The organism is Streptomyces sp. NBC_01351 (assembly GCF_036237315.1).
Classification (GTDB): Bacteria; Actinomycetota; Actinomycetes; order Streptomycetales; family Streptomycetaceae; genus Streptomyces.
In genome coordinates this window covers 6,828,089-6,852,009 of the sequence record NZ_CP108356.1, presented here as the reverse complement: position 1 = coordinate 6,852,009, position 23,921 = coordinate 6,828,089, and the positions used below count along the sequence as shown (strand labels likewise).

The 23,921-nt window shown below is 70.5% G+C and carries 22 protein-coding genes; 4 read left to right on the top strand and 18 right to left on the bottom strand.

The genetic code is table 11. The features are described from left to right. Nucleotides 1-5: 5 nt before the first annotated feature. Entirely contained in the window at nt 6-437 is a 432-nt protein-coding gene (locus OG625_RS31640; RefSeq protein ID WP_329387807.1) for a DUF948 domain-containing protein, read from the bottom strand. Nucleotides 438-594: 157 nt separating this feature from the next. Here OG625_RS31640 and OG625_RS31635 point away from each other — a divergent pair, with 157 nt between their 5' ends. Next, on the top strand, nt 595-2,799 hold the full coding sequence (locus OG625_RS31635) for an ATP-binding protein (RefSeq protein WP_329387804.1): 2,205 nt from the start codon (nt 595-597) through the stop codon (nt 2,797-2,799). On the opposite strand, the gene rpsD is transcribed toward OG625_RS31635, so the two are convergent. Further along, nucleotides 2,756-3,367, bottom strand: coding sequence for a 30S ribosomal protein S4 (rpsD, locus tag OG625_RS31630; protein WP_150520470.1), 612 nt, complete (start codon nt 3,365-3,367; stop codon nt 2,756-2,758). The genes OG625_RS31635 and rpsD overlap by 44 nt on opposite strands. Nucleotides 3,368-3,422: 55 nt before the next feature. On the opposite strand from rpsD, the gene OG625_RS31625 reads away from it, so the two are divergent. Further along, nucleotides 3,423-4,331 (top strand): DUF2470 domain-containing protein, encoded by a 909-nt coding sequence (locus OG625_RS31625; protein ID WP_443067813.1) that lies wholly within the window; start codon nt 3,423-3,425, stop codon nt 4,329-4,331. On the opposite strand, the gene OG625_RS31620 is transcribed toward OG625_RS31625, so the two are convergent. The 5 genes from OG625_RS31620 to OG625_RS31600 all read right to left on the bottom strand — a co-directional run bounded on the left by OG625_RS31620 (nt 4,325) and on the right by OG625_RS31600 (nt 9,405). After that, entirely contained in the window at nt 4,325-5,026 is a 702-nt protein-coding gene (locus tag OG625_RS31620) for an HNH endonuclease family protein (RefSeq protein WP_329387800.1), read from the bottom strand. The genes OG625_RS31625 and OG625_RS31620 overlap by 7 nt on opposite strands. Before the next feature lie 223 nt (nt 5,027-5,249). Beyond that, nucleotides 5,250-6,599, bottom strand: a complete 1,350-nt coding sequence (locus OG625_RS31615) for a replication-associated recombination protein A (protein ID WP_329387798.1) — start codon at nt 6,597-6,599, stop codon at nt 5,250-5,252. 32 nt (nt 6,600-6,631) lie between these two features. Next, nucleotides 6,632-7,249 carry a vitamin K epoxide reductase family protein gene (locus tag OG625_RS31610; RefSeq protein ID WP_329387796.1) on the bottom strand — a complete coding sequence of 206 codons (618 nt, stop codon included), beginning with the start codon at nt 7,247-7,249 and terminating at the stop codon, nt 6,632-6,634. A gap of 163 nt (nt 7,250-7,412) precedes the next feature. Beyond that, nucleotides 7,413-8,672, bottom strand: coding sequence for a histidine--tRNA ligase (gene hisS / locus OG625_RS31605; protein ID WP_329387793.1), 1,260 nt, complete (start codon nt 8,670-8,672; stop codon nt 7,413-7,415). Nucleotides 8,673-8,682: 10 nt separating this feature from the next. Next, the gene (locus tag OG625_RS31600) at nt 8,683-9,405 is read right to left on the bottom strand and encodes an MBL fold metallo-hydrolase (RefSeq protein ID WP_329387792.1); all 723 of its coding nucleotides are present in this window, start codon (nt 9,403-9,405) and stop codon (nt 8,683-8,685) included. Between the two features lie 153 nt (nt 9,406-9,558). Between OG625_RS31600 and OG625_RS31595 the strand changes: the two genes are divergently transcribed. Next, on the top strand, nt 9,559-10,341 hold the full coding sequence (locus OG625_RS31595) for a peptidylprolyl isomerase (RefSeq protein ID WP_329387789.1): 783 nt from the start codon (nt 9,559-9,561) through the stop codon (nt 10,339-10,341). Nucleotides 10,342-10,526: 185 nt separating this feature from the next. Beyond that, nucleotides 10,527-11,756 (top strand): DUF349 domain-containing protein, encoded by a 1,230-nt coding sequence (locus tag OG625_RS31590; RefSeq protein WP_329387788.1) that lies wholly within the window; start codon nt 10,527-10,529, stop codon nt 11,754-11,756. Between the two features lie 149 nt (nt 11,757-11,905). On the opposite strand, the gene OG625_RS31585 is transcribed toward OG625_RS31590, so the two are convergent. From OG625_RS31585 to pdxS, 11 genes are all read right to left on the bottom strand, one after another. Then, entirely contained in the window at nt 11,906-14,329 is a 2,424-nt protein-coding gene (locus OG625_RS31585; RefSeq protein WP_329387787.1) for a RelA/SpoT family protein, read from the bottom strand. 359 nt (nt 14,330-14,688) lie between these two features. Beyond that, entirely contained in the window at nt 14,689-15,234 is a 546-nt protein-coding gene (locus tag OG625_RS31580) for an adenine phosphoribosyltransferase (RefSeq protein ID WP_329391139.1), read from the bottom strand. Between the two features lie 5 nt (nt 15,235-15,239). After that, complete coding sequence (secF, locus tag OG625_RS31575; RefSeq protein WP_329387785.1) at nt 15,240-16,295, bottom strand: protein translocase subunit SecF; 1,056 nt, start codon at nt 16,293-16,295, stop codon at nt 15,240-15,242. Between the two features lie 3 nt (nt 16,296-16,298). Beyond that, nucleotides 16,299-18,095: a protein translocase subunit SecD gene (secD, locus tag OG625_RS31570; RefSeq protein WP_329387784.1), complete on the bottom strand. Its 1,797-nt coding sequence runs from the start codon at nt 18,093-18,095 to the stop codon at nt 16,299-16,301. 155 nt (nt 18,096-18,250) lie between these two features. Continuing rightward, nucleotides 18,251-18,712 (bottom strand): preprotein translocase subunit YajC, encoded by a 462-nt coding sequence (gene yajC, locus OG625_RS31565; protein ID WP_329387782.1) that lies wholly within the window; start codon nt 18,710-18,712, stop codon nt 18,251-18,253. Between the two features lie 166 nt (nt 18,713-18,878). Then, nucleotides 18,879-19,952, bottom strand: a complete 1,074-nt coding sequence (ruvB, locus tag OG625_RS31560; RefSeq protein ID WP_329387781.1) for a Holliday junction branch migration DNA helicase RuvB — start codon at nt 19,950-19,952, stop codon at nt 18,879-18,881. Between the two features lie 265 nt (nt 19,953-20,217). After that, complete coding sequence (ruvA, locus tag OG625_RS31555) at nt 20,218-20,850, bottom strand: Holliday junction branch migration protein RuvA (RefSeq protein WP_329387779.1); 633 nt, start codon at nt 20,848-20,850, stop codon at nt 20,218-20,220. Continuing rightward, nucleotides 20,847-21,383 (bottom strand): crossover junction endodeoxyribonuclease RuvC, encoded by a 537-nt coding sequence (gene ruvC / locus OG625_RS31550; protein WP_329387778.1) that lies wholly within the window; start codon nt 21,381-21,383, stop codon nt 20,847-20,849. The genes ruvA and ruvC overlap by 4 nt, the downstream gene beginning before the upstream one ends. A gap of 124 nt (nt 21,384-21,507) precedes the next feature. Then, nucleotides 21,508-22,260: a YebC/PmpR family DNA-binding transcriptional regulator gene (locus tag OG625_RS31545; protein WP_329387776.1), complete on the bottom strand. Its 753-nt coding sequence runs from the start codon at nt 22,258-22,260 to the stop codon at nt 21,508-21,510. 57 nt (nt 22,261-22,317) lie between these two features. Next, the gene (gene pdxT / locus OG625_RS31540) at nt 22,318-22,911 is read right to left on the bottom strand and encodes a pyridoxal 5'-phosphate synthase glutaminase subunit PdxT (protein ID WP_329387775.1); all 594 of its coding nucleotides are present in this window, start codon (nt 22,909-22,911) and stop codon (nt 22,318-22,320) included. Nucleotides 22,912-22,918: 7 nt separating this feature from the next. After that, nucleotides 22,919-23,836, bottom strand: a complete 918-nt coding sequence (gene pdxS, locus OG625_RS31535) for a pyridoxal 5'-phosphate synthase lyase subunit PdxS (RefSeq protein WP_215144360.1) — start codon at nt 23,834-23,836, stop codon at nt 22,919-22,921. Between the last annotated feature and the right edge of the window lie 85 nt (nt 23,837-23,921).

Here is a 23,921-nt window from a genome sequence, read left to right as displayed (position 1 = left end):
AGGTCTCAGCCCTTCTGCTTCCGGCGGCGTGCCGCCGGCACCGTACGGCCAACGATCACGTTACGTCGGGACGTCTTCTGCGGCGCGTCCTGCGGGGTCTTGCCCAGCGCCTTGCGGACGCCGTAACCGAAGGCCGCGACCTTGACCAGCGGCCCGCCGAAGGCGGTGGCCACGGTGGAGGACAGCGCGGAGGCGTTGGAAGTGACCTCCTGGACGTCGCTCGCGATGGCGTCCACCCGGTCGAGCTGGGTGCGCGCGGAGCGGACGGTGGTGGAGGCGTCTGCCAGCAGCGGGACGGCCTGGTCGGTCACCTCGGTCACCAGTTTGGTGGTCGCCTTGAGCACCTGGGCCAGCCTCACCAGCACAACGGCGAGGAAGGAGACCAGGATGGCCCAGAAGACGGCCACGAGGATCCCGGCCACCTCTCCACCGGACACGTCACACCGCACTCTCGTCTGTACTTGAACTACTCGAACTGCAAAAAGATTCGCCCTCCGACCCTATCGCGCCAGGGATCCCCGGCAGTACCCGAATTCCGGGACCCACCTGAACGCTTTGTACGCAGCGCATCCGGACCAGTACGCTCCGTGTCCCATGCGACAGAAGAGGCGGGGCAATCTTCCCGCGGAGGTGGGCGAGTTCATCGGCCGAGGTTCCGAACTCGCCGAGCTGGGGCGGCTTCTGGAGTCCTCGCGGCTCGTGACCGTGACCGGGGTGGGCGGGGTGGGCAAGTCCCGGCTGGCTCTGGCAGCCGCCCGGGCTTCGGACGAGGAAGCCGGTGAGGACCTGCAGGAACGCTACTGCGACGGGGTCTGGCTGGCCGAGCTGGCGGCCGTACGGGATCCCGCGCTGCTGGAGCTCACCCTCGCCGAGGCGCTCGGGCTCACCGACCACACCACCCGGCCGCCCCGGACCGTGCTGGCCGAGCACCTGGCGGGGCGGCGGCTGCTGCTGGTCCTGGACGGCTTCGAGCAGCTGGTCGACGCGACCGCCGAGCTGGTGCGGGAGCTGCTGCGCCGCTCCCCCGGCCTGCGGGTGCTCGCCGCCGGCCGGCGCCCGCTGGCCCTGGACGGCGAGCAGGCCTTCCCACTGGCCCCGCTGGACGCGGCCGAGTCGCTGGCCCTGCTGACCGCCCGCGCGACGGCGGCGGACCCGGCCTTCCACGTGACCGGGGCGAACCGGGCCGCGCTGGTCGAGCTCTGCGCCCGCCTGGACGGGATCCCGCTGGCCCTGGAGCTGGCGGCGGCCCGGCTGCGCGTGCTGTCGGCGGCCCAGGTGCTGGCCCGGCTGGATGACCGGTTCGCGCTGCTGACGGGCGGCGCGCGGGGGGTGCTGCCCCGGCACCGGGCGCTGCGCACGGCCATCGGCTGGAGCCACGAGCTGTGCACGGCGGCGGAGCGGCTGCTGTGGGCCCGGCTGTCGGTCTTCGCCGGGCAGTTCGACCTCGACGCCGCGGAGTACGTGTGCGCGGGCCCCGACCTGCCGGTGGAGAGCGTGCTGGACCTGGTCGGGGAGCTCCTCGCCCAGTCCCTGCTGGCCCGCGAGGAGACGCCGACCGGGGTGCGCTACCGGATGCTGGAGACCGTACGGGCGTACGGGGCGGGCTGGCTGGAGTCGCTGGGTGACGCCGCGCGGCTGCGGCGGCGGCACCGGGACTGGTACGTCGGCCTGGCGACCTGGTGCGAGACGGACTGGTTCAGCCCCCGCCAGGAGGAGATCGCCGCACTGGTGGACGGGGAGCTGCCGAATCTGCGGCTCGCCCTGGAGTGCTGCCTGGAGGAGCCGGACGAGGCGCACCTCGGCCAGTACCTGGCGGGCACCCTGTGGTTCTACTGGGCGGGCTGCGGGCGGCTGACCGAGGGCCGGCACTGGCTGGACCGGGCCTTGGAGCCGACCGGCCGGGCGGCGGCGCCGGTGGGGATGACCGAGTACGAGCCCTCGCGGCTGAAGGCCCTGTGGGTGCTGGGCTACGTATCGGCCCTCCAAGGGGACGCGGTGGCCGCGATGAGCGCCCTGTACGAGTGCCGGGACGCGGCGGCGCGCAGCGGCAACGCCCTGGCCGCGGCGTACGCGGTGCACCGGCTGGGCTGCCTGGCACTGGTCTCGGACGACATGGCGCGGGCCGGGGAGCTGCTGGGCTCGGCGCTGGAGCGCTACCGGGACGCCGGGGAGCTGAACAGCAACGTGCTGATGTGCCAGGTGGAACTGGGCATGGTGCTGGCCTTCCAGGGGGAGCCGGCGGGCGCGCTGTCGCTGTGCGAGGAGGTCCGGGAGATCTGCGAGGAGCGCGGGGAGCGCTGGACGAAGGCGTACGCCCTGTACGTGCTCGCTTACGCAGCCCTGGACGCGGGGGCCGAGGGGGAGGCCCGGCGGCTGCTGACCGAGTGCGTGGAGATCAACCACGCCTTCCACGATCTGGTCGGGCTGGTGCTCGCACTGGAGCTGCTGGCCCTGGTCACTGTCGCGGAGGGCGATCCGGCCGAGGCCGCGGTGCTCCAGGGCGCGGCGGAGCCGCTGTGGGACGGGGTGGGGCTCCGGCTCTTCGGCTCGGGCTACTTCAACGCCCCGCGGCTGATGTGCCAGGAGCGGGCGGGCGAGCTGCTCGGCGCCGATCGCTACGCGGCGTACGCGGCCGAGGGGCGGGAGCTGGGCCGCGAGGAGCTGGTGGCGCGCGCACTGCGCGGGGAAACGGAAAACCCGCCGCCCCCCGAAGGGGACGGCGGGTTTCCACCAGCCTGTGAGGGCTACGCCAACATCAGCGGGCGTAGTACTCGACGACGAGCTGCTCGTCGCAGATGACCGGGATTTCCTTGCGGTTCGGGTCGCGGTCCAGGCGGAAGGCCAGGGCCTTCAGGTTGACCTGCAGGTAACGGGGGGTCTCGCCCTCGCCTGCGTAGCCACCCTCACGGGCAACCTGGAACGGAACCTTCTCGCGGCTGCGCTCGCGCACGGTCACGACGTCGTCCGGGCGGACACGGAACGACGGCTTGTCGACCTTGCCACCGTTGACCTCGATGTGGCCGTGAACGACCATCTGGCGGGCCTGGTAGATGGTGCGGGCGATGCCCGAACGCAGAACCAGGGCGTCGAGGCGACGCTCGAGCTCGACGACCAGCGCCTCGCCCGTCTTGCCTTCGGCCTTCTTGGCGCGGTCGTACGCGCGGGCCATCTGACGCTCAGAGATGTCGTACTGAGCGCGCAGACGCTGCTTCTCCAGCAGACGAACCTTGTAGTCCGAGTTCTGCTTGCGGCCACGGCCGTGCTCGCCCGGCGGGTAGGGGCGGGCCTCGAAGTACTTGACGGCCTTCGGGGTCAGCGCAATGCCGAGGGCACGCGACTTCTTGACCTTGGGTCGCTTCTGGTTCACGTGGAACCTACCTCCATGTAAGTTAGGTGAGGCTTACCTTAGCGAGGAGGACGTAATGTCTCGACCACATGGGATCCCCCTGCCCAGTGCGCAGCGCAGTCCGGATTCAGACGAAACAGAATCCGCTTGCGCCGACGATAAGCAAGGTCAGCCGCGTCCCAGGGAAGGCGTTCGGCAGCTCACCGGAGCCGAACGCGTACGAACCCTCGTAGAGTCCAACGCCTCAGTATCCCTCACTCTGATCGGTGCTCGTGACACGCACGGTTCCGAGGAGTTCGGGGCAGGGATGCCGGCCGCACGGACCGTCACCCCGGACGGGGACGTGATTCTCCTTGTATCCGGGGAATCCGCGGCTGCCAGGGCAGCCGCTCACGCCCAGGACGACGACCTCACCGCCGTGATCGAGATCACGGATGTGGCGCCGGTGTCCGTGCCACATCGTATCCGAGGCCGCGCCTGGCTGGCGGGCTGGCTGACCCCGGTGCGCGGGGACGACCGCACGGTCTGCGCGGCGCTACTGGCCGAGCGGCATCCGGTGGGCGAACTGCTCGGCATGTCCGAGTCCCTCGACGCCCCCTACAGCGGCCGCCCCGCGTGGATGATGCTGCGGCTGGAGATCGGCGAGATCTCGGTGGACGACCTGTGGGGCGCCGAGCACGTGGACCCGGACGACCTGGCCGCCGCCGATCCCGACCCCCTCGTCTCCCACGAGACGGAGCTGCTCCAGCACCTGCACGCCGCCCACTCCGACCGCCTCGGCGGACTGGCCGGGCTGCTGGGCGCGCGGGAGGCGGAGGGCATGAGGGCGGTCCCGCTCGCCCTGGACCGGCTGGGTCTGCGCGTCCGCTTCACGGGCGGCCCCGCCGGATCCTTCGACGCCCGCTTCGACTTCCCGGAGCCGGTGGCGGACGTCTGCGACCTGCGCCGGGCGATGCGCACGCTGTTCTCGGCCGCCGCTCACTGAGGGCAGGTGGCCAGCAGTTCCTGCAGCGCCACCTTCTCGGGCGGGGTCACGGACAGCTGGTACTTCGCCTTGATCCCGGTGTAGCGGCGCCCGTACTCGCACCAGTATTCCCGCCGCGGCGGCTTCCACTTGTCGGCGGTCTTGCTGCTCTTCTCGTAGTTGGTCTGCTTGTCCACGGCGAGCAGCACGTCGAGGTCGTTCGCGTACTCCAGCCTGCGCTGCGGCGTCCATCCGTACGCGCCGCCCCGCCAGGCCGCGCCGAGCGCGACGACGTGGTCGGACTGGATCTGCGACGCGCGCCGGTAGGTATAGGGGAGCTCCTTGCCGGTGTACGGATCGTGCAGTGCCCCGGAGAGCACCACGCAGGGGTTGCGGTCCCCCTCGCGCAGCTCGCTCAGGTCCCGCCGCAGCACGTCGTCCCGGGTGTCACAGCCGTTGCGCCCGCCGACTGCGTCGGTCTCGTCCGACCAGTACTTGCCGAAGTTCTCCCGCTTGTACGTCTCCCAGTTCTTCCCCCACTCGACCTTCAGCTTCGCCAGCTGGGCCGTTGCGGTGGCGGCGGCGGGCGGGAACCCGGGGCTCGCGAGCGGCACCTGCCCGACGAGCGGTGCCGTGCCCCTCACGGGGGCGTCGTGGTGACACCCGCTGAGCAGCAGCGCTACCGCCGCGGCGATGAGTGGAGCACGGCGTCCCATGCGGGGAGCCTAGGGCCGACCCCTGCCCCCCGCGCGCCGACGCGGCGGGGCGGCCGCTGCGCGGGGCCTCCCCCACCCCGCCCCTTCCCGAAACTGGGCTCTGCCCAGACCCGCGCCTCAAACGCCGGCGGGCTGCACCTTCGGGCGCAGCTCAGCCGAAATCCAGCCCCGCCGGCGTTTGAGGCGCGGGGTCCGGGGCGGAGCCCCGGCAGTGGCGCCGCGCTCACTCTCCGCGCAGCCGCTCCCGGACCTTCTCCACCACGTCCGCGTAGCGCGCCTCGGCCCCATACCGCGTCGGCTCGTAATACCGCTTCCCCGCCACCTCGTCCGGCGCGTACTGCTGGGCCGCGATACCGCCCGGCACATCGTGCGGGTACACGTACCCCTGCGCGTGCCCCAGCTTCGCCGCGCCCTTGTAGTGCCCGTCCCTCAGGTGCGCCGGCACGGACCCGGCCAGCCCGGCCCGTACGTCGGCCAGCGCCGCCCCGATCGCGGTCGTGGCGGTGTTCGACTTCGGGGCCAGCGCCAGCGCGATCGTGGCGTGCGACAGGGTCAGCGCGGCCTCCGGGAAACCGATCATCGCCACGGCCTGGGCCGCGGCCACCGCGATCGGCAGGGCCGTCGGGTCCGCGAGCCCGATGTCCTCGCTCGCCGAGATCATCAGGCGCCGCGCGATGAACCGCGGGTCCTCCCCGGCCTCGATCATCCGCGCCAGGTAGTGCAGCGCCGCGTCCACGTCCGAGCCGCGGATCGACTTGATCAGCGCGCTCGCCACGTCGTAGTGCTGGTCCCCGTCACGGTCGTACCTGACCGCGGCCCGGTCGACGGCCTCTTCCACCGTCTGCAGGGTGATCTCGGGCTCGCCCTTGGCGATGGCTGACCCGGCTCCCGCCTCCAGCGCGGTCAGCGCCCGCCGCGCGTCGCCCCCGGCGATGCGCAGCAGGTGCGCCTCGGCGTCCGCCGGCAGGGTCACCGACCCGCCGAGCCCCCGGTCCTCCTCAAGCGCCCGCCGCATCAGCGCGCTCAGGTCCGCGTCCGTCAGCGGCTCCAGGGTCAGCAGGAGCGAGCGCGACAGCAGCGGGGAGATGATCGAGAAGTACGGGTTCTCCGTGGTCGCGGCGATGAGCGTCACCCAGCGGTTCTCCACCGCCGGGAGCAGCGAGTCCTGCTGGGCCTTGCTGAAGCGGTGGATCTCGTCGAGGAAGAGGACGGTCTCCTTGCCGTAGCCGCCGGCCGCCCGCCTCGCGCCCTCGATGACGGCGCGGACCTCCTTCACGCCCGCCGTGATGGCGGACAGCTCCACGAAGCGCTTCTGCGTCGCCTGGCTGACCACGTACGCGAGGGTGGTCTTCCCGATGCCGGGCGGCCCCCAGAGGATCACCGAAGAAGCACCGGCCGGTCCCCCGGCGCCCTCGCCCACCAGTCGGCGCAGCGGGGAGCCGGGCTTCAGCAGGTGCTGCTGGCCGACGACCTCGTCCAGGGTGCGCGGGCGCATGCGGACGGCGAGCGGAGAGCTCGACGGGTCCTTCTCCTGGCGTTCTTCGGCTGCTGCGGTGAAGAGATCTGGTTCCACACAGGAAGCCTATGCGAGCCCACCGACACTCTTTACGAGGTCCAGAAGTCCCACCAGCGGGTCAGGACCAGCATCCCGATGATCCCGACGTGCAGGACGGGCGGCACCCAGGCGAACTCGTCGAGGAAGGCCTTCAGCCAGCCGGGGGCCGGCAGCATCCCCTCGCGCACGTTGTGGGCGGTGACGTACCAGAACATGAAGATCGTGGCGACCCAGGCCAGGCAGCACCACAGGCAGAGCGAGTTGATGTTGTACAGCGACTGGTACGTGAGCCAGGCGCAGAAGACGACGCCGAAGAGGGTGCCGGCGTTCAGCGTCAGCCAGTACCAGCGGCTGAACCGGGCCCCGGCCAGCAGACTCATGCCGACACAGATCACGATCCCGTAGGCGACGAGCCCGAGCATGGGGTTCGGGAAGCCGAAGACGGCCGCCTGGTCGCTCTTCATGATGTTGCCGCAGGAGACGATCGGGTTCAGGCTGCAGCCCGGGGTGAAGTTCGGGTCCTCCAGCAGCTTGAACTTGTCGATCGTGATCACCCAGGCGGCGAGCAGACCCATGGCCCCCGTGATCACGAGCAGCAGGGCGAACGCCCGGCTGCCGCCGACGGTCGTCCTCGGGGCGGTGTCCGCGTCCGTACCTCGTGTCGTCATACCGCCCGCTCCACATCTGCAAGGTCAACAAGCACGGGCCATTCTGCCGTACCCGACCGTGCGGCCACCGTTCGCTGGGGATAAGGACGCCGGCGGGGCTGGAGCGGCCGCACAGCGGTCACGTCCAGCCCCGCCGGCATGGGAGACGCGGGGACGGGGGCCGTCAGGCCAGGCGGGCCTTGACCGTCTCGACCAGCTCGGCGACCGGCACGGCCGCCTGCTCGCCGGACTCCATGTCCTTGAGCTGGACGACGCCCTCGGCGAGGTCCCGGTCGCCCACGACGACCGCGAAGCGCGCACCACTGCGGTTCGCGTCCTTCATGGCGCCCTTGAGGCCCTTGCCTCCGTACGACATGTCCGCCGCGACGCCCGCCTTGCGCAGCTCGGTGATCAACCCGAACACGGCCGGCTTGGCCTCGCCCAGGGCCACCGCGAACACCGATGTCGACGCCGGGATGTCCAGCGTGACGCCCTCGGCCTGAAGGGCGAGCACCGTACGGTCCACTCCCAGTGCCCAGCCCACGGACGGCAGGGCCGGTCCGCCGATCATCTCGGACAGGCCGTCGTAGCGGCCGCCGCCGCCCACCGCGGACTGCGAGCCCAGACCGTCGTGGACGAACTCGAACGTGGTCCGCGTGTAGTAGTCGAGCCCGCGCACGAGCTTCTCGTCGTCCTCGAAGGCGACCCCCGCCGCCGTCACCAGGGCCCGGACCTCCTCGTGGTACGCCTTGCACGCGTCACACAGGTAGTCCCGCAGCATCGGCGCGCCGACCAGTTGCTTCTGTACGTCCCTCCGCTTGTCGTCGAGGACGCGCAGCGGGTTGATCTCGGCCCGGCGGACGGTTTCCTCGTCCAGGTCCAGCCCGCGCAGGAAGTCCTGCAGTGCCTCCCGGTACACCGGGCGGCACTCCTTGTCGCCCAGCGAGTTCAGCAGGATCCGGAAGTTGCGCAGGCCGAGCGAGCGGTACGCCTGGTCGGCCAGGATGATCAGCTCGGCGTCGAGCGCCGGGTCCTCGGCACCGATGGCCTCGGCACCGACCTGCGAGAAGTGGCGGTAGCGGCCCGCCTGCGGCTGCTCGTAGCGGTAGTACGAGCCCGAGTACCAGAGCTTGACCGGGAGGTTGCCCTTCTTGTGCAGGCTCGCCTCCAGCGCCGCGCGCAGCACCGAGGCCGTGCCCTCGGGGCGCAGGGCCAGCTGGGCGCCGCCCTTGGTCTCGAAGGCGTACATCTCCTTGGAGACGATGTCGGTGGACTCGCCCACGCCCCGGGCGAAGAGACCCACGTCTTCGAAGCCGGGCGTCTCGATGTAGCCGTAGCCGGAATTCCGGAGCGGGGCCGAAAGGGCCTCGCGTACCGCCAGGTGCTTCACCGAGACCGGCGGGATCAGGTCGTACGTGCCCTTGGGGGCCTTGAAAGTAGCCACGAAACTCTCGTCACATTCCTCGTCGTGGAGCGGGCGCGCCCTCACTGGGGGTCGCTGTCAGGCCGGCGGCGACCTCCCGCAGGTACGGGTTGGTCACGCGCTCGCGGCCGATGGTGGTCTGGGGACCGTGGCCGGACAGCACCACGGTCGAGTCGTCGAGCGGCAGGCACACGCGGGCCAGCGACTCGAGCATCTCGGCGTGGGAGCCGCCGGGCAGGTCGGTGCGTCCGATGGAGCCGGCGAAGAGCAGGTCACCCGAGAAGAAGACCGGCGGTACGTCGGCCAACTCGGGCATCCGGAAGGTCACCGACCCCTTGGTATGCCCGGGCGCGTGCGCCACGGAGAAGTCCATGCCGGCCAGCTTCAGACCGGCGCCGTCCGTCAGCTCGCGGACGTCGTCCGGCTCCCCCACGGTCAGCTCGCCCATGAGCGGCATCCCGATGGAGCGGCCGAGGGCCTTCTCCGGGTCGCTCATCATGTAGCGGTCCTCGGGGTGGATCCACGCCGGTACGTCGTGTGCTCCGCACACCGGGACGACCGAGGCCACATGATCGATGTGGCCATGGGTCAGGACGACCGCGACGGGCTTGAGCCGATGCTTCTTCAGCGTCTCCTCGACACCCTGGGTGGCCTGGTGGCCCGGGTCGATGATGACGCACTCCTCACCGGCGGCGGGGGCGACCACGTAACAGTTGGTCCCCCAGGCCCCGGCGGGGAATCCGGCAATCAGCACGTTCGTCCTCAATCGTCGTCCGGCGGGAGCTCGCAGATCTGAATGCTGCTGCTCAGAGCCTACCGGCGCCCCTCATTACACAGGTAACCCATATACGGTACGGGCTAGCCCAGCCCGGACAGCGGTACCAGAGACGCACAAGGAGACGACCCGGTGGTCACGAGCGATCAGCGGCGGCGACAGCTCGCCAGGGAGAAGTACGAGCGCCAGCAGCAGCGGCGGGCCGAGGCCCGGCAGAAGGCGCGCCGGCGCATGGCGGTGATCGGCGCGGCGGTGGCCGTGGTCGTCGCGACGCTGGTCGGCCTCATCGTGGGCGGCGTCTTCGACAAGGACACGAAGGACCAAGCGGCGGACCCGGCCGCGACCCCGTCGGCCGCGCCGACGCCCAAGCAGTCCCCGTCTCCCGAGATGGCCATCGACCAGAAGGCGAAGTACACGTTCGCCCTCAAGACCAGCGCGGGCGACATCAACTTCGCGATGGACGCGGCGAAGACCCCGCAGACCGTGAACTCCTTCAAGTCGCTCGCCGACAAGGGATTCTTCGACAACACGAAGTGCCACCGGCTGACGTCGGGCGGGATCTTCGTGCTCCAGTGCGGTGACCCCGAGGGCACCGGCATGGGCGGACCGGGCTACAACATCCCGGACGAGAACCTGGACTCGCTCGGCAAGCCGAACGATCAGGGCAAGGTCGTCTACCCGGCGGGCACGGTGGCCATGGCCAACACCGGCCAGCCCGGCTCGGGCGGCAGCCAGTTCTTCCTCGTCTACAAGGACAGCCCACTGCCGCCCTCGTACACCCCCTTCGGCACGATCAACGCGGCCGGTGTGAAGGTCCTGGAGGACATCGCCAAGGCCGGTACGGCCGACGGCGGCCAGGACGGGGCCCCGAAGAACGACGTGAAGATCGAGAAGGGCACCGTCACCCAGAACTGACGGAACGCGGCACCGGCCCGGCCGGCTTCCCCCCGTACGCCGAGATTCCGTCGTGCGGGATGCGGACAGCCGGCCCGGCGGTCGCCTATGTTGGCGTTGTGCAGGGCGGGCGCTGCCCGCCCCAGGAAACTGTGGACGATGCCCGGGGGTGAACCCCTCTGAGGGCATCAGGTGGAGGAGGCGCTGTGAGCAGCGACCCGTGGGGCCGAGTCGACGAGACGGGCACCGTGTACGTGCGTACTTCCGACGGCGAGAAGGTCGTCGGCTCGTGGCAGGCGGGCACCCCTGAGGAGGCCCTGGCCTATTTCGAGCGCAAGTACGAGGGCCTGGTGGTCGAGATCGGCCTCCTCGAGAAGCGGGTGCGGACGACCGACCTGTCCGCCAAGGACGCGCAGACGGCGATCGACCACCTGCGGACGCAGGTCGACGAGCACCACGCCGTGGGCGACCTCGACGCGCTGCGCGTACGGCTGGACAAGCTGGTCGCGACCGTCGAGTCCCGGCGCGAGGAGCGCAAGGTCCAGAAGGCCAAGCAGACGGACGAGGCCCGTGCGGCCAAGGACGCGCTGGTCGTCGAGGCCGAGCAGCTGGCGCAGAGCGACCAGTGGCGCAGCGCCGGTGAGCGGCTGCGCGCACTGGTGGACATCTGGAAGGGCCTGCCGCGCCTGGACCGCAAGTCGGACGACGAGCTGTGGCACCGCTTCTCGCACGCCCGCTCCGCGTTCTCCAAGCGGCGCAAGGCGCACTTCGCCTCCCTGGACGCGCAGCGCGAGGACGCGCGCAAGCTGAAGGAGAAGCTGGTCGCGGAGGCCGAGTCGCTGTCGAAGTCGACCGACTGGGGTCCGACGGCCGCCCGCTACCGCGAGCTGATGGCGGACTGGAAGGCGGCGGGCCGCGCCCAGCGCGAGTCCGAGGACGACCTGTGGAACCGTTTCCGCGGTGCGCAGGACGTGTTCTTCGCGGCCCGCGGCGAGGTGTTCGCGGAGCGCGACGCCGAGCAGGTCGAGAACCTGAAGCTGAAGGAAGAGCTGGCCGACGAGGCCGAGAAGCTCGTCCCGATCACCGACCTGAAGGCGGCCCGTGCCGCGTTCCGCTCGCTCAACGAGCGCTGGGAGGCCATCGGCCACGTACCGCGGGACGCCCGGCCGAAGGTCGAGGGCCGGATGCACGCGGTGGAGCGGGCGATCCAGGAGGCCGAGGAAGGCGAGTGGCGTCGTACGAACCCGGAGGCGCGGGCGCGTGCGGCCGGTCTGACGGGTCAGCTCCAGGCGGCGGTCGACAAGCTGCGCACGCAGATCGACGCGGCCCGCGCGGCCGGCAACAACGCGAAGGCCGACAAGCTGGCGCGTGAGCTGGAAGGCCGTCAGGCCCTGCTGGACCAGGCGCTGAAGGGCCTGGAGGAGTTCGGCGGCTGAGCACCTCTTTGCGGCTAAACCGCCGCCGCTCTCGCGGAGGTGGTTGCTCGCCGTGGGGGTTGCTCAATTGATGGCTTGCGTGGCCTGCACGAAAAGGGCGGCCCCGGTACGCGGGATGCGTACCGGGGCCGCCTTTCGTGCAGGCGTGCCTACGGGCGGCGGGCCGAGGTGACGCGGTAGACGTCGTAGACGCCCTCCACGCCCCGGACGGCCTTCAGGACGTGTCCGAGGTGCTTGGGGTCGCCCATCTCGAAGGTGAACCGGGAGGTGGCCACCCGGTCGCGGGAGGTCTGGACGGCCGCCGAGAGGATGTTGACGTGCTGGTCCGACAGGACGCGGGTGACGTCCGACAGCAGCCGGGAGCGGTCCAGCGCCTCGACCTGGATGGCGACGAGGAACACGGAGGACTGGGTGGGGGCCCACTCGACCTCCAGCATCCGCTCGGGCTGCTGGGAGAGCGAGTCGACGTTGACGCAGTCCGCGCGGTGAACCGATACGCCGCTGCCCCGCGTCACGAACCCGATGATCGGGTCGCCCGGTACCGGGGTGCAGCAGCGGGCCAGCTTGACCCACACGTCGTCGACGCCCTTGACGACCACACCCGGGTCGGCGTTGGCGCGCCGCTTGCTGCGGGCGCGCGCCGGCGGAATGCTCTCCTCGATGTCCTCGTTGGCCGCTTCCTCGCCGCCGAGGGCCGCCACCAGTTTCTGGACGACGCCCTGCGCGGCCACGTGGCCCTCGCCGATGGCCGCGTACAGCGAGGAGATGTCGGGGTAGCGCATCTCGTGCGCGAGGGTGACGAGCGAGTCGCCGGTGAGGATGCGCTGGATCGGCAGGTTCTGCTTGCGCATGGCCCGCGCGATGGCGTCCTTGCCGTGCTCGATCGCCTCGTCGCGGCGCTCCTTGGAGAACCAGGCACGGATCTTGTTGCGGGCCCGCGGGGACTTGACGAAGCCCAGCCAGTCACGGGACGGTCCGGCGCCCTCTGCCTTGGAGGTGAAGACCTCGACGAGGTCGCCGTTGTCGAGGGTGGACTCCAGCGGGACGAGGCGGCCGTTGACCCGGGCCCCTATGGTCCGGTGGCCGACCTCGGTGTGGACGGCGTACGCGAAGTCCACGGGGGTGGCGCCGGCGGGCAGCGCTATGACGTCGCCCTTCGGCGTGAAGACGAAGACCTCGTTGCGGGAGAGGTCGAAGCGCAGCGAGTCGAGGAACTCGCCCGGGTCCTCGGTCTCCTTCTGCCAGTCGAGCAGCTGGCGCAGCCAGGCCATGTCGTTGACCGTGTCCTGGCCGGCGCTGCCCTTGGCGGCCTGCGGGACGTCGGTCCGTACCTTCGAGGTGCCGGCGACCGTCTGCTGCTTGTACTTCCAGTGCGCGGCGATGCCGTACTCGGCGCGGCGGTGCATGTCGAAGGTGCGGATCTGGAGCTCGACGGGCTTGCCGCTGGGTCCGATGACCGTCGTGTGCAGCGACTGGTACATGTTGAACTTGGGCATCGCGATGTAGTCCTTGAACCGGCCGGGGACCGGGTTCCATCGCGCGTGCACGGTGCCGAGGGCGGCGTAGCAGTCCCGGACGGTGTCCACCAGGACCCGGATGCCGACCAGGTCGTAGATCTCCGCGAAGTCGCGGCCGCGGACGATCATCTTCTGGTAGACGCTGTAGTAGTGCTTCGGCCGGCCCGTGACGGTGGCCTTGATCCGGGCGGCCCTGAGGTCGACCATCACCTCGTCCGTGACGACGGCGAGGTACTCGTCCCGCTTGGGCGCGCGCTCGGCGACGAGCCGCACGATCTCGTCGTACATCTTCGGGTAGAGGATCGCGAAGGCGAGGTCCTCGAGCTCCCACTTGATCGTGTTCATGCCCAGGCGGTGCGCCAGCGGGGCATAGATCTCAAGGGTCTCGCGGGCCTTCTTCTCCTGCTTCTCCCGCTTGAGGTAGCGCATGGTGCGCATGTTGTGGAGCCGGTCGGCGAGTTTGATGACCAGGACGCGCGGGTCCTTGGCCATGGCCACGACCATCTTGCGGACGGTCTCCGCCTGGGCGGCCTCGCCGAACTTCACCCGGTCGAGCTTGGTGACGCCGTCGACGAGCAGCGCGACCGCGTCGCCGAAGTCGCGCCGCAGGTCCTCCAGCCCGTACTCGGTGTCCTCGACGGTGTCGTGCAGCAGACCGGCCATCAGGGTGGCGGGGTCCATGCCGAGCTCGGCGAGGATGGTGGTCACCGCGAGCGGGTGGGTGATGTACGGGTCGCCGCTCTTGCGCTTCTGACCGCGGTGCCAGCGCTCGGCGACCTGGTAGGCCTGTTCGAGCTGGCGCAGCGTCGACGTCTCGATCTTCGGGTCGTTGCTGCGGACTATACGGAGCAGGGGCTCCAGTACCGGGTTGTACGGGTTCGTGCGCTGGACGCCCAGCCGGGCGAGGCGGGCGCGCACCCGGTTGGAGGACCCGGCCGACTTCGCCGGCACGGGCTTGACCGGCGGGGCCGGCGGGGGCGTGGCGGCGGCCGCCGTGGCCTGCTCGGCCTGCGGGTCGGGCTGCGCGGCGGAGAGTGGCTGGACCTCGTCTGGCAAGAGCGCTCCTCAGCGGATCCGGTGCCCGTGTCCGGTCCGGATAACCCATCGTAGCGAGGGTTCCGCTCCCCCGTTCCCCGAGCCCACGCCTCGAACGTCTCGGTCCGTTGCCGGGGCTCCGCCCCGGACCCCGCGCCTCAAACGCCGGCGAGGCTGGATTTTGGCCGACCTCAGCCTCCGGCTGCGGGGGATTGCCCGCAGGGCAATTTCAGCCCCGCCGGCGTATGAGGAGCTGGGGGTCCCCCCGGACGGAGTCTGGGGGAGGGTCCGGGGGCCCGGCCCCCGGCAGCGGCGCCGCACATGCGAAACGGCGGGCACCCGGGACGTCCCGGATACCCGCCGCTCGGCAAACAGAGTGGTCAGACCACGATCAACGCGTCCAGCGGAGCCCCCGCCAGGGCGCCGGCCAGCTTGGCCCGGCCCGGCAGGAACGACAGCTCCATCAGGACCGCCACGCCGGCGACCTCCGCCCCGGCTCGCCGGATCAGGGACAGCGAGGCTTCGGCGGTGCCACCCGTGGCCAGGACGTCGTCGATGACCATGACCCGGTCACCCGCCGACAGATCCTCCGCGTGGACCTCGATCTCCGCCGTCCCGTACTCCAGCTCGTACGACTGCGCCAGCGTCGCCCCCGGCAGCTTCCCGGCCTTGCGCACCGGCACGAAGCCGATCCCGGCCTGGACCGCCACCGGAGCCGCCAGGATGAACCCCCGCGCCTCCAGGCCGACGATCTTCGTCGCCCCGTACCGCGCGGCCAGTTCCACCAGCGCGTCCGTCAGCGCGGCGAACGCCTCCGGGTCCGCCAGCAGCGGGGTGATGTCCTTGAACATCACGCCCGGCTTCGGGTAGTCCGGTACGTCCTTGATCCGGCTGAGCAGCAGCTCCCGCGCGCCCTCGGACAGCATCGCCGTCACCGGCGCCGCCCCGACCGGCCCTGCGCCACGACCTGCGGCTCGTCCTCGGAGTCGTAGCCCTCGTCCGCGGACTCGCCCTTGGCCGCCGCGGACGCCCGCTTCGCGAGCACCCGCTTCTTCAGCGCCTTCATCGCCGGCTCGCGCTCCTTCAGGTCCACGACCAGCGGGGTCGCGATGAAGATCGACGAGTAGGCGCCGGCCGCGAGGCCCACGAACAGCGACAGCGAGATGTCGTTCAGCATGCCGGCGCCCAGGAAGCCGCCGCCGATGAACAGCAGCGCACCGACGGGGAGCAGCGCGACGACCGTGGTGTTGATCGAGCGGACCAGGGTGCCGTTGATGCTGCGGTTGGCGATCTCGCTGTACGTGTAGCGGGTCTGCTTGGTGATGTCCTTCGACCCCTCCTTGAGACCGTCGAAGACGACGACGGTGTCGTAGAGGGAGTAACCGAGGATCGTGAGCAGACCGATGACCGTGCCCGGCGTGACCTCGAAGCCGACGAGGGCGTAGATGCCGACGGTGATCGTGAGGTCGTGGATCAGCGCGATCAGCGCCGCGACCGCCATCCGCCACTCGAACGCAATGGCCAGGTAGATCACCACGAGGACCATGAAGATCCCGAGGCCCGTCCAGGCCTTGTTGGCGATCTGCTCACCCCAGCTGGGGCCGACCAGGTCCGCGTTGATGTCCGCCTCGTTGACCTTGAGGTCGGTGGCGAGCTTCTTCTTCACGTCGGTCGCGGCGTCGGTGTCCAGACCGGAGATCTGGATGCGCAGGCCGCCGGTGCCGAGTTCCTGGACGATCGCGTCGTGGCCCGAGGCCCTCTCCGCGTCCTCGGTCGCCGTGGCGACGGAGACGGCCGTCTTCGGGGTGGTGAAGACGGCACCGCCCTTGAACTCGATGCCCATGTTGAGGCCCTGAACGGCCAGGGCCACGATCGCCGTGATGGTGATCAGGATGGAAACGCCGTACCAGAGAAAGCGCTTGCCGACGAAGTCGTAGCCGACCTCACCGCGGTACAGCTTGGCGCCGAGATCTCCCAGCTTCGACATCTCTCACGCCTCCTTTGCGTCGACGGGGACGGGTGCGGAGTCGGTGCGGCGGGACCGGCGCAGCGGAGGCTTGGCGCCGAGCCGCTTCGGGTCGAGGCCGGACCACGGGTGACCGCTGGCGAAGAACTTCGTACGCGCCAGCAGCGTCATGATCGGCTTGGTGAAGAGGAACACCACCACCACGTCGAGCAGGGTGGTCAGACCCAGGGTGAAGGCGAAGCCCTGCACCTTGCCGACGGTGACGATGAACAGCACCGCGGCCGCCAGGAACGACACGAAGTCGGAGACCAGGATGGTGCGCCGGGCACGCGGCCAGGCACGCTCGACGGCCGGACGCAGGGTGCGGCCCTCGCGGATCTCGTCCCGGATGCGCTCGAAGTACACGATGAACGAGTCCGCCGTGATGCCGATCGCGACGATCGCGCCGCAGACCGCGGGCAGGTTCAGCGCGAAGCCGATGCCCTTGCCGAGCAGCGCCATGATCGTGTAGGTGAGGATCGCGGAGACCAGGAGGCTGACGATCGCGACGAACGCCAGGCCGCGGTAGTACACCAGCAGGTAGATCACCACGAGGAGCAGGCCGATCGCACCGGCGATCAGGCCGGCGCGCAGCTGCTCGCCGCCGAGGGCGGCGGTGACGGTGGTGACGCTGTCCTCGCTGAAGGAGAGCGGCAGGGCGCCGTACGAGAGCATGTTGCCCAGGTCCTGGGCGGACTCCTGGGTGAAGCCACCGGAGATCTCGGCGTTGCCGCCGGTCAGCGCCTGGCTCACGGACGGGTCGGAGATGACCTGACCGTCGAGCACGATGGCGAACTGGTTCTGCGGCGACTGCTTGGCCGCGAGCTCACCGGTGATCTTGGCGAACTTGTCGGCGCCCTTGTCGGTGAACTGCATGGTGACGATCCACATGCCGCGCTGGGGGTCGACGACACCCTTCGCGTCCTTCACGTCCTGGCCGTCGACCTGGGCCGGGCCCAGGACCCACTTGCCCCAGGTGTCACCTCGCAGGCCGCAGGCCAGCGCGGGGTCCTCGGGCTTGACGCCCTGGCTGACCTCGGTGCGCTGCTTCTCGTCGGTGCAGTCGAGCGCGGCGAACTTGGCCTGGAGGGCGGCCGCGGCTGCCTCGTCACCCGAAGGGGGCGCGGACGGCGTCGCGGCGGGGGTAGCGCCCGGCGTGGCCTTGCTGTCGTCTGCCTTCTTCGACTCGCTCGCCGAGGGCGAGGGAGTGGGGGCGGCGGGGGCCTTGAGGGCCTCGCTGAGCGCACGGCCCTGGGAAGTGGCGCTGGACGACGGGGTGGCCGACGGGGACTTGCTGCCCTCGGCCTTGGGGGCGCCGGAACCGCTCGCGGAGGGGCTCGGGCTCTGCGTGCCCTCGGGGGCGACGGGGGCGCCGTCCGCGAAGGCGAGGACCGGGCGGAAGTACAGCTGGGCGGTGGTGCCGACCTGCTCGCGGGCCTGCTTCTCGTTCATCCCCTTGGGGATGTTCACGATGATGTGGTCGCGGCCCTGCGTCTGGACCTCGGCCTCCGAGACGCCGAGACCGTTGACGCGGCGCTCGATGATGCCGACCGCCGTGTTCATGTTGGTCTCGTTGATCGCGTCCGGCTTGCCGGGCTCGCTCTTGGCCTTGAGCGTGATGCTCGTGCCGCCCGCGAGGTCGATGCCGAGCCGGGGAGTCGTCTGCTTGGAGACGAACATCCCCGCGGTGAGCGCCACCATCGCGATCAGGATGATCGCCAGGGCGCGCCCCGGCCTCCCCTGAGCCCCCGTGGGCCGCCGGCCCTTCTTCGGTGCTGCCACCTTGTCGTTTCTCCCTGTCCAACCGTCCCGCGCCGGGTCAGCGCGCGGACGGCCACGAAATGTGTGGTGGGGACCCCTGCCCCCCGCAGAAGTGGGTCACTGACCGGGACCGCGACGGCCGCCGGTCAGGCGCCCTCGCGGTCCCCGTCCGCGCGCTACTTCGCGTCGGCCTCGCCGTCGGTCTTGCCGTCCTTCGGCTCGTCCTTCTTGGGCTCGTCCTTCTTGCCCAGGTCGAGCTTCGGGGCCTCGTCCTCGGTGCCGGCCGCGGCCGGCTCCTCGGTGAGGGAGGAAGCGTCGTCCGGGACGACCGGGGAGTCCGTCGAGAGGTCGTCGCTGATGCCGTGGACGATGCGGTTGTACTCCGCGTCCTCCAGAACGGCGCCAATGGCGTTCTTCGCGTAGATCGCGTGGACACCGGGGGCCACCTCAAGGGTGACGGTGTCGTCGCCGATCTCCTTCACCGTGGCGTACATGCCGCCGATGGTGCGGACCCCGGTACCGGGCGTCATGTGGTCGCGCATCTGCGCGGCCGCCTGCTGCTTCTTCTTGGCGGAGCGGGTCATCAGGAACATCGCCCCGATGAGCACGATGAACGGGAGGAGTGTCACGAGATTCACGGGACGGAGATCCTTCGCACGACCGCACGCGGACGGCGGCCTTTTCTACGGGGGTGGGCACGCCGACCCGAAGGGTCGGCATCGGCGGAGTCTAGGCGAGTCCGCACCGATGGAACAACGCCCAGCATGGCACCGCAGTTCCTGAGGGGTCGAACCTCCGCGCCGATCAGGTCCCGAACAGGCCCTGTTGTCCGCTTGATCCACTCCCGCCGTGCTGAGGCGGGACAAGGCCCAGGTGGGCCCAGGCGGCGGGCGTCGCGACCCGCCCGCGGGGGGTGCGGGCGAGCAGGCCCTCCCGTACGAGGAAGGGCTCGGCCACCTCCTCCACGGTCTCCCGCTCCTCGCCGACGGCCACGGCGAGGGTGGACAGACCGACGGGTCCGCCGCCGAACAGTTTGAGCAGCGCCTCCAGGACGGCCCGGTCCAGCCGGTCCAGCCCTCGCCCGTCGACCTCGTACACCTGGAGGGCGGTGCGGGACACCTCGCGCGTGATCACCCCGTCGGCCCTGACCTGGGCGTAGTCGCGGACCCGGCGCAGGAGCCGGTTGGCGATGCGGGGCGTGCCCCGGGAGCGCCCGGCGATCTCGGCGGCCCCGGCCGTGTCGATCTCCACATCGAGGAGGCGGGCGGAGCGGTGGATGACGCGCTCCAGTTCCTCGGGGGCGTAGAACTCCATGTGCCCGGTGAACCCGAAGCGGTCACGCAGCGGGGGCGGCAGCAGGCCGGCCCGGGTCGTCGCACCGACGAGGGTGAAGGGCGGCAGTTCCAGCGGAATCGCGGTGGCCCCCGGCCCCTTCCCCACGATCACATCGACCCGGAAGTCCTCCATGGCCATGTACAGCATCTCCTCGGCGGGCCGGGACATGCGGTGGATCTCGTCGAGGAAGAGGACCTCGCCCTCCTGGAGGGAGGAGAGGATGGCGGCGAGGTCGCCGGCGTGCTGGATGGCGGGGCCGGAGGTGATCCGGATGGGCGCGCCCATCTCGGCCGCGATGATCATCGACAGCGTGGTCTTGCCGAGGCCGGGCGCGCCGGAGAGCAGGACGTGATCTGCGGTGGCTCCGCGCTGGCGGGCCGCCTTGAGGACGAGGTCCAGCTGCTGGCGGACCTTCTCCTGCCCCACGAACTCCCCGAGGTCCTTGGGGCGCAGCGCCGCCTCGACGGCGGTGTCCTCCCCGTCGGCGGCCGCGGCGACGAGTCGCTCGCCCTCGTCTGCGGTGCTCTCGTCGTCCCAGTTCACGGTGTTCAGTCTGCCTTCTGCTTCGTACGGTGGTGTGCAGTGCGCGGCGCCGCTGCCGGGGCTCCGCCCCGGAACCCGCGCCTCAAACGCCGGCGAGGCTGGTTCATGTCCGTAAGGGCTGCGATTGCCCTGTCAGGAATCCGGCCGCACCAGGCAAAGGGCATCGGCCGAATCCAGCCCCGCCGGCGTTTGAGGCGCTGGGGGTCCCCCCAGCGGTAGCTGGGGGAGGGTCCGGGGGCGGAGCCCCCGGCAGCGGCGGCGCACGCTAGCGGGCTCGGTTCAGGGACTGGAGGGCAGCTCGCAGGAGCTGCGGGACGGGGGCCGAGCCACCGGCGGCAATGGCGGCTTCGGCCTGCGGAGTCACCGCCGAGACGGCCTCATCGGCCTCGCGCGACGCATAGCCGAGACCGATCAGGGCCGCCGCCAGCTGCTCCGTCCACGGGGCTGGACCGGCCGCGACGGCCCGCTGCGCTCCGACCAGGCCACTGGCACCCAGCGGAGCCCCCAGCTTGTCCTTGAGCTCCAGCAGTAGCTTCTGCGCGCCCTTCTTGCCGATCCCCGGCACCGCCATCAGCGACTTCTCGTCCCCCGTCGAGACGGCGAGCCGCAGCGCGTCCGGACTGTGCACTCCGAGCATCGCCTGCGCGAGCCTCGGCCCGACCCCGCTCGCGGTCTGGAGGAGTTCGAAGACCTGCCGCTCGTCGTCGTCGGCGAAGCCGTACAACGTGAGCGAGTCCTCCCGTACGACCAGGGAGGTGGCCAGCTTCGCCTGCTCCCCCATCCGCAGGCCGGCGATGGTGTTCGGCGTGCACTGCACGGCCATGCCGACTCCCCCGACCTCGATCACGGCCAGGGTGGGGGCGAGCGCGGCGACGGGGCCGCTGACGAAGGCGATCATCGGGTACGGCCTTTCGAGCCTGAGGCGTGCTGGGCGACCGCCTGCTGGAGGCGGTTCTGGGCGGGGGCCCGCCAGATGTGGCAGATGGCGAGGGCGAGGGCGTCCGCGGCGTCGGCCGGTTTGGGCGGCGCGGACAGTCGCAACAGCCGGGTGACCATCGCGCCGACCTGCGCCTTGTCCGCGCGGCCACTGCCGGTGACGGCGGCCTTGACCTCGCTGGGGGTGTGCAGGGCGACCGGTATCCCGCGGCGCGCCGCGCAGAGCATGGCAACGGCGCTGGCCTGTGCGGTGCCCATCACGGTCGAGACGTTGTGCTGGCTGAACACCCGCTCCACGGCGACGACTTCGGGGCGGTGCGCATCGAGCCATTCCTCGATGCCCTGCTCGATGGCGACGAGCCGGTGGCCCAACTCCGCGTCGGCGGGCGTCCGTACGACCCCCACGCCGAGCATGGTCAGGGGACGGCCGGCGACACCCTCGACGACGCCGACTCCACACCGCGTCAGCCCCGGGTCCACACCGAGAACGCGCACCTGACCCCCACTTTCGATCGCCTGTCCGTGTCCGTGCAGGCTATCGGGCACCACTGACAAAGCGGCGGGCCGACAGGGTGTGTCCTGTCGGCCCGCCGCGAAGACGCGTGACGATCGAGTCGATCTAGGCGTCGACCTTCTCCATGACCTCGTCCGAGACGTCGAAGTTGGCGAAGACGTTCTGGACGTCGTCGCTGTCCTCCAGCGCGTCGATCAGCTTGAAGATCTTGCGCGCACCCTCTTCGTCCAGCTCGACCTGCATGGTCGGGAGGAAGTTGGAGTCGGCCGAGTCGTAGTCGATGCCCGCCTCCTGGAGCGCGGTGCGGACCGCGACCATGTCGGTGGCTTCGCTGATGATCTCGAACTGCTCGCCGAGGTCGTTGACCTCTTCGGCGCCGGCTTCGAGCACCGTCTCCAGCACGTCGTCCTCGGAGAGTTCACCCTTGGGCAGGAGAACGACGCCCTTGCGGTTGAACAGGTACGAGACCGAGCCCGGGTCGGCCATGGAACCGCCGTTGCGGGTCATGGCGACGCGGACGTCGGAGGCGGCACGGTTGCGGTTGTCGGTGAGGCACTCGATGAGCACCGCGACACCGTTCGGACCGTAGCCCTCGTACATGATCGTCTCGTAGTCGGCACCGCCGGCTTCGAGACCGCCGCCGCGCTTGACCGCGGAGTCGATGTTCTTGTTCGGGACCGAGCTCTTCTTGGCCTTCTGCACGGCGTCGAAGAGGGTCGGGTTGCCGTCGATGTCGGCACCGCCCATACGGGCCGCGACCTCGATGTTCTTGATCAGCTTCGCGAAGAGCTTGCCGCGCTTGGCATCGATCACGGCCTTCTTGTGCTTCGTCGTAGCCCATTTAGAGTGGCCGGACATCCGCCTGTCTCCTTCGCGTAACCAACAGTGTTCGTCTCCGATCCTACCGGGAGCTCGTCACAGCCCCGCGCGCACCATGTCGACGAAGTACGCGTGAACACGGTCGTCCCCGGTCAGCTCGGGGTGGAACGAGGTCGCCAGGACGTTGCCCTGGCGCACGGCGACCGTGTGGCCGTCGTAGGTGGCGAGCACCTCGACGTCGCCGCCGACGGACTCGACCCAGGGGGCACGGATGAAGACGCCCTCGACGGGGCCGCCCTCGATGCCCGCGAAATCGATCTTCGCCTCGAAGGACTCGTTCTGCCGCCCGAAGGCGTTGCGGCGGACGATCATGTCGATGCCGCCCAGGGTCTCCTGGTCCTCGCGGCCGTCCAGGAGCTTGTCCGCGAGCATGATCATGCCGGCGCAGGTGCCGTACACGGGCATGCCGGCGGCCACGCGCTCGCGCAGCGGCTCCAGCATGCCGAACAGCACGGCGAGCTTGGACATGGTGGTGGACTCGCCACCGGGGATCACCAGGGCGTCGACCTCGGCGAGCTCCTCGGGACGCCGGACCGGCCTGGCCACGGCGTCCGCCGAGGCCAGGCCGATCAGGTGCTCCCGTACGTCGCCCTGGAGTGCCAGGACACCGATCACGGGGGTGTTCGTCATCTCGGTACTACCAGCCGCGGTTGGCGTAGCGCTCGGCCTCGGGCAGCGTGTCGCAGTTGATGCCGACCATGGCCTCGCCCAGGTTGCGGGAGGCGTCCGCGATGATCTTCGGGTCGTCGTAGAAGGTGGTGGCCTTCACGATGGCGGCGGCGCGCTTGGCCGGGTCGCCCGACTTGAAGATGCCGGAGCCGACGAAGACGCCCTCGGCACCGAGCTGGCGCATCAGGGCGGCGTCGGCCGGGGTGGCGACGCCACCGGCGGAGAACAGCACGACCGGGAGCTTGCCGAGCTCGGCAACTTCCTTGACGAGCTCGTACGGGGCGCGCAGCTCCTTGGCGGCGGCGAACAGCTCGTTGTTGTCGTAGCCGCGCAGGCGGGCGATCTCGTTCTTGATCTGGCGCAGGTGGCGGACGGCCTCGACGACGTTGCCGGTGCCGGCCTCACCCTTCGAGCGGATCATGGCCGCGCCCTCGGCGATGCGGCGCAGGGCCTCGCCCAGGTTGGTGGCACCACAGACGAAGGGGGTGGTGAACGCCCACTTGTCGGAGTGGTTGACCTCGTCGGCCGGGGTCAGGACCTCGGACTCGTCGATGTAGTCGACGCCGAGGGACTGCAGGACCTGGGCCTCGACGAAGTGGCCGATGCGGGACTTGGCCATGACGGGGATCGAGACGGCCTCGATGATCTCTTCGATCATGTTCGGGTCCGACATGCGCGCGACGCCGCCGTCCTTGCGGATGTCGGCGGGGACCCGCTCCAGGGCCATGACGGCCACGGCGCCCGCGTCCTCGGCGATCTTCGCCTGCTCGGCGTTGACCACGTCCATGATCACGCCGCCCTTGAGCTGCTCGGCCATGCCGCGCTTGACGCGCGAGGTGCCGATGGCCGACTCAGCGGACTGGGGGGTGGTGGGAAGCGTGCTCACGGATTGACCTCACTCGAAGGGAACTCGAAAAGGGACGGGTACTACTGGCAGAGGAAACCCCGCCGGACCAGTCCACTGCAAGGGC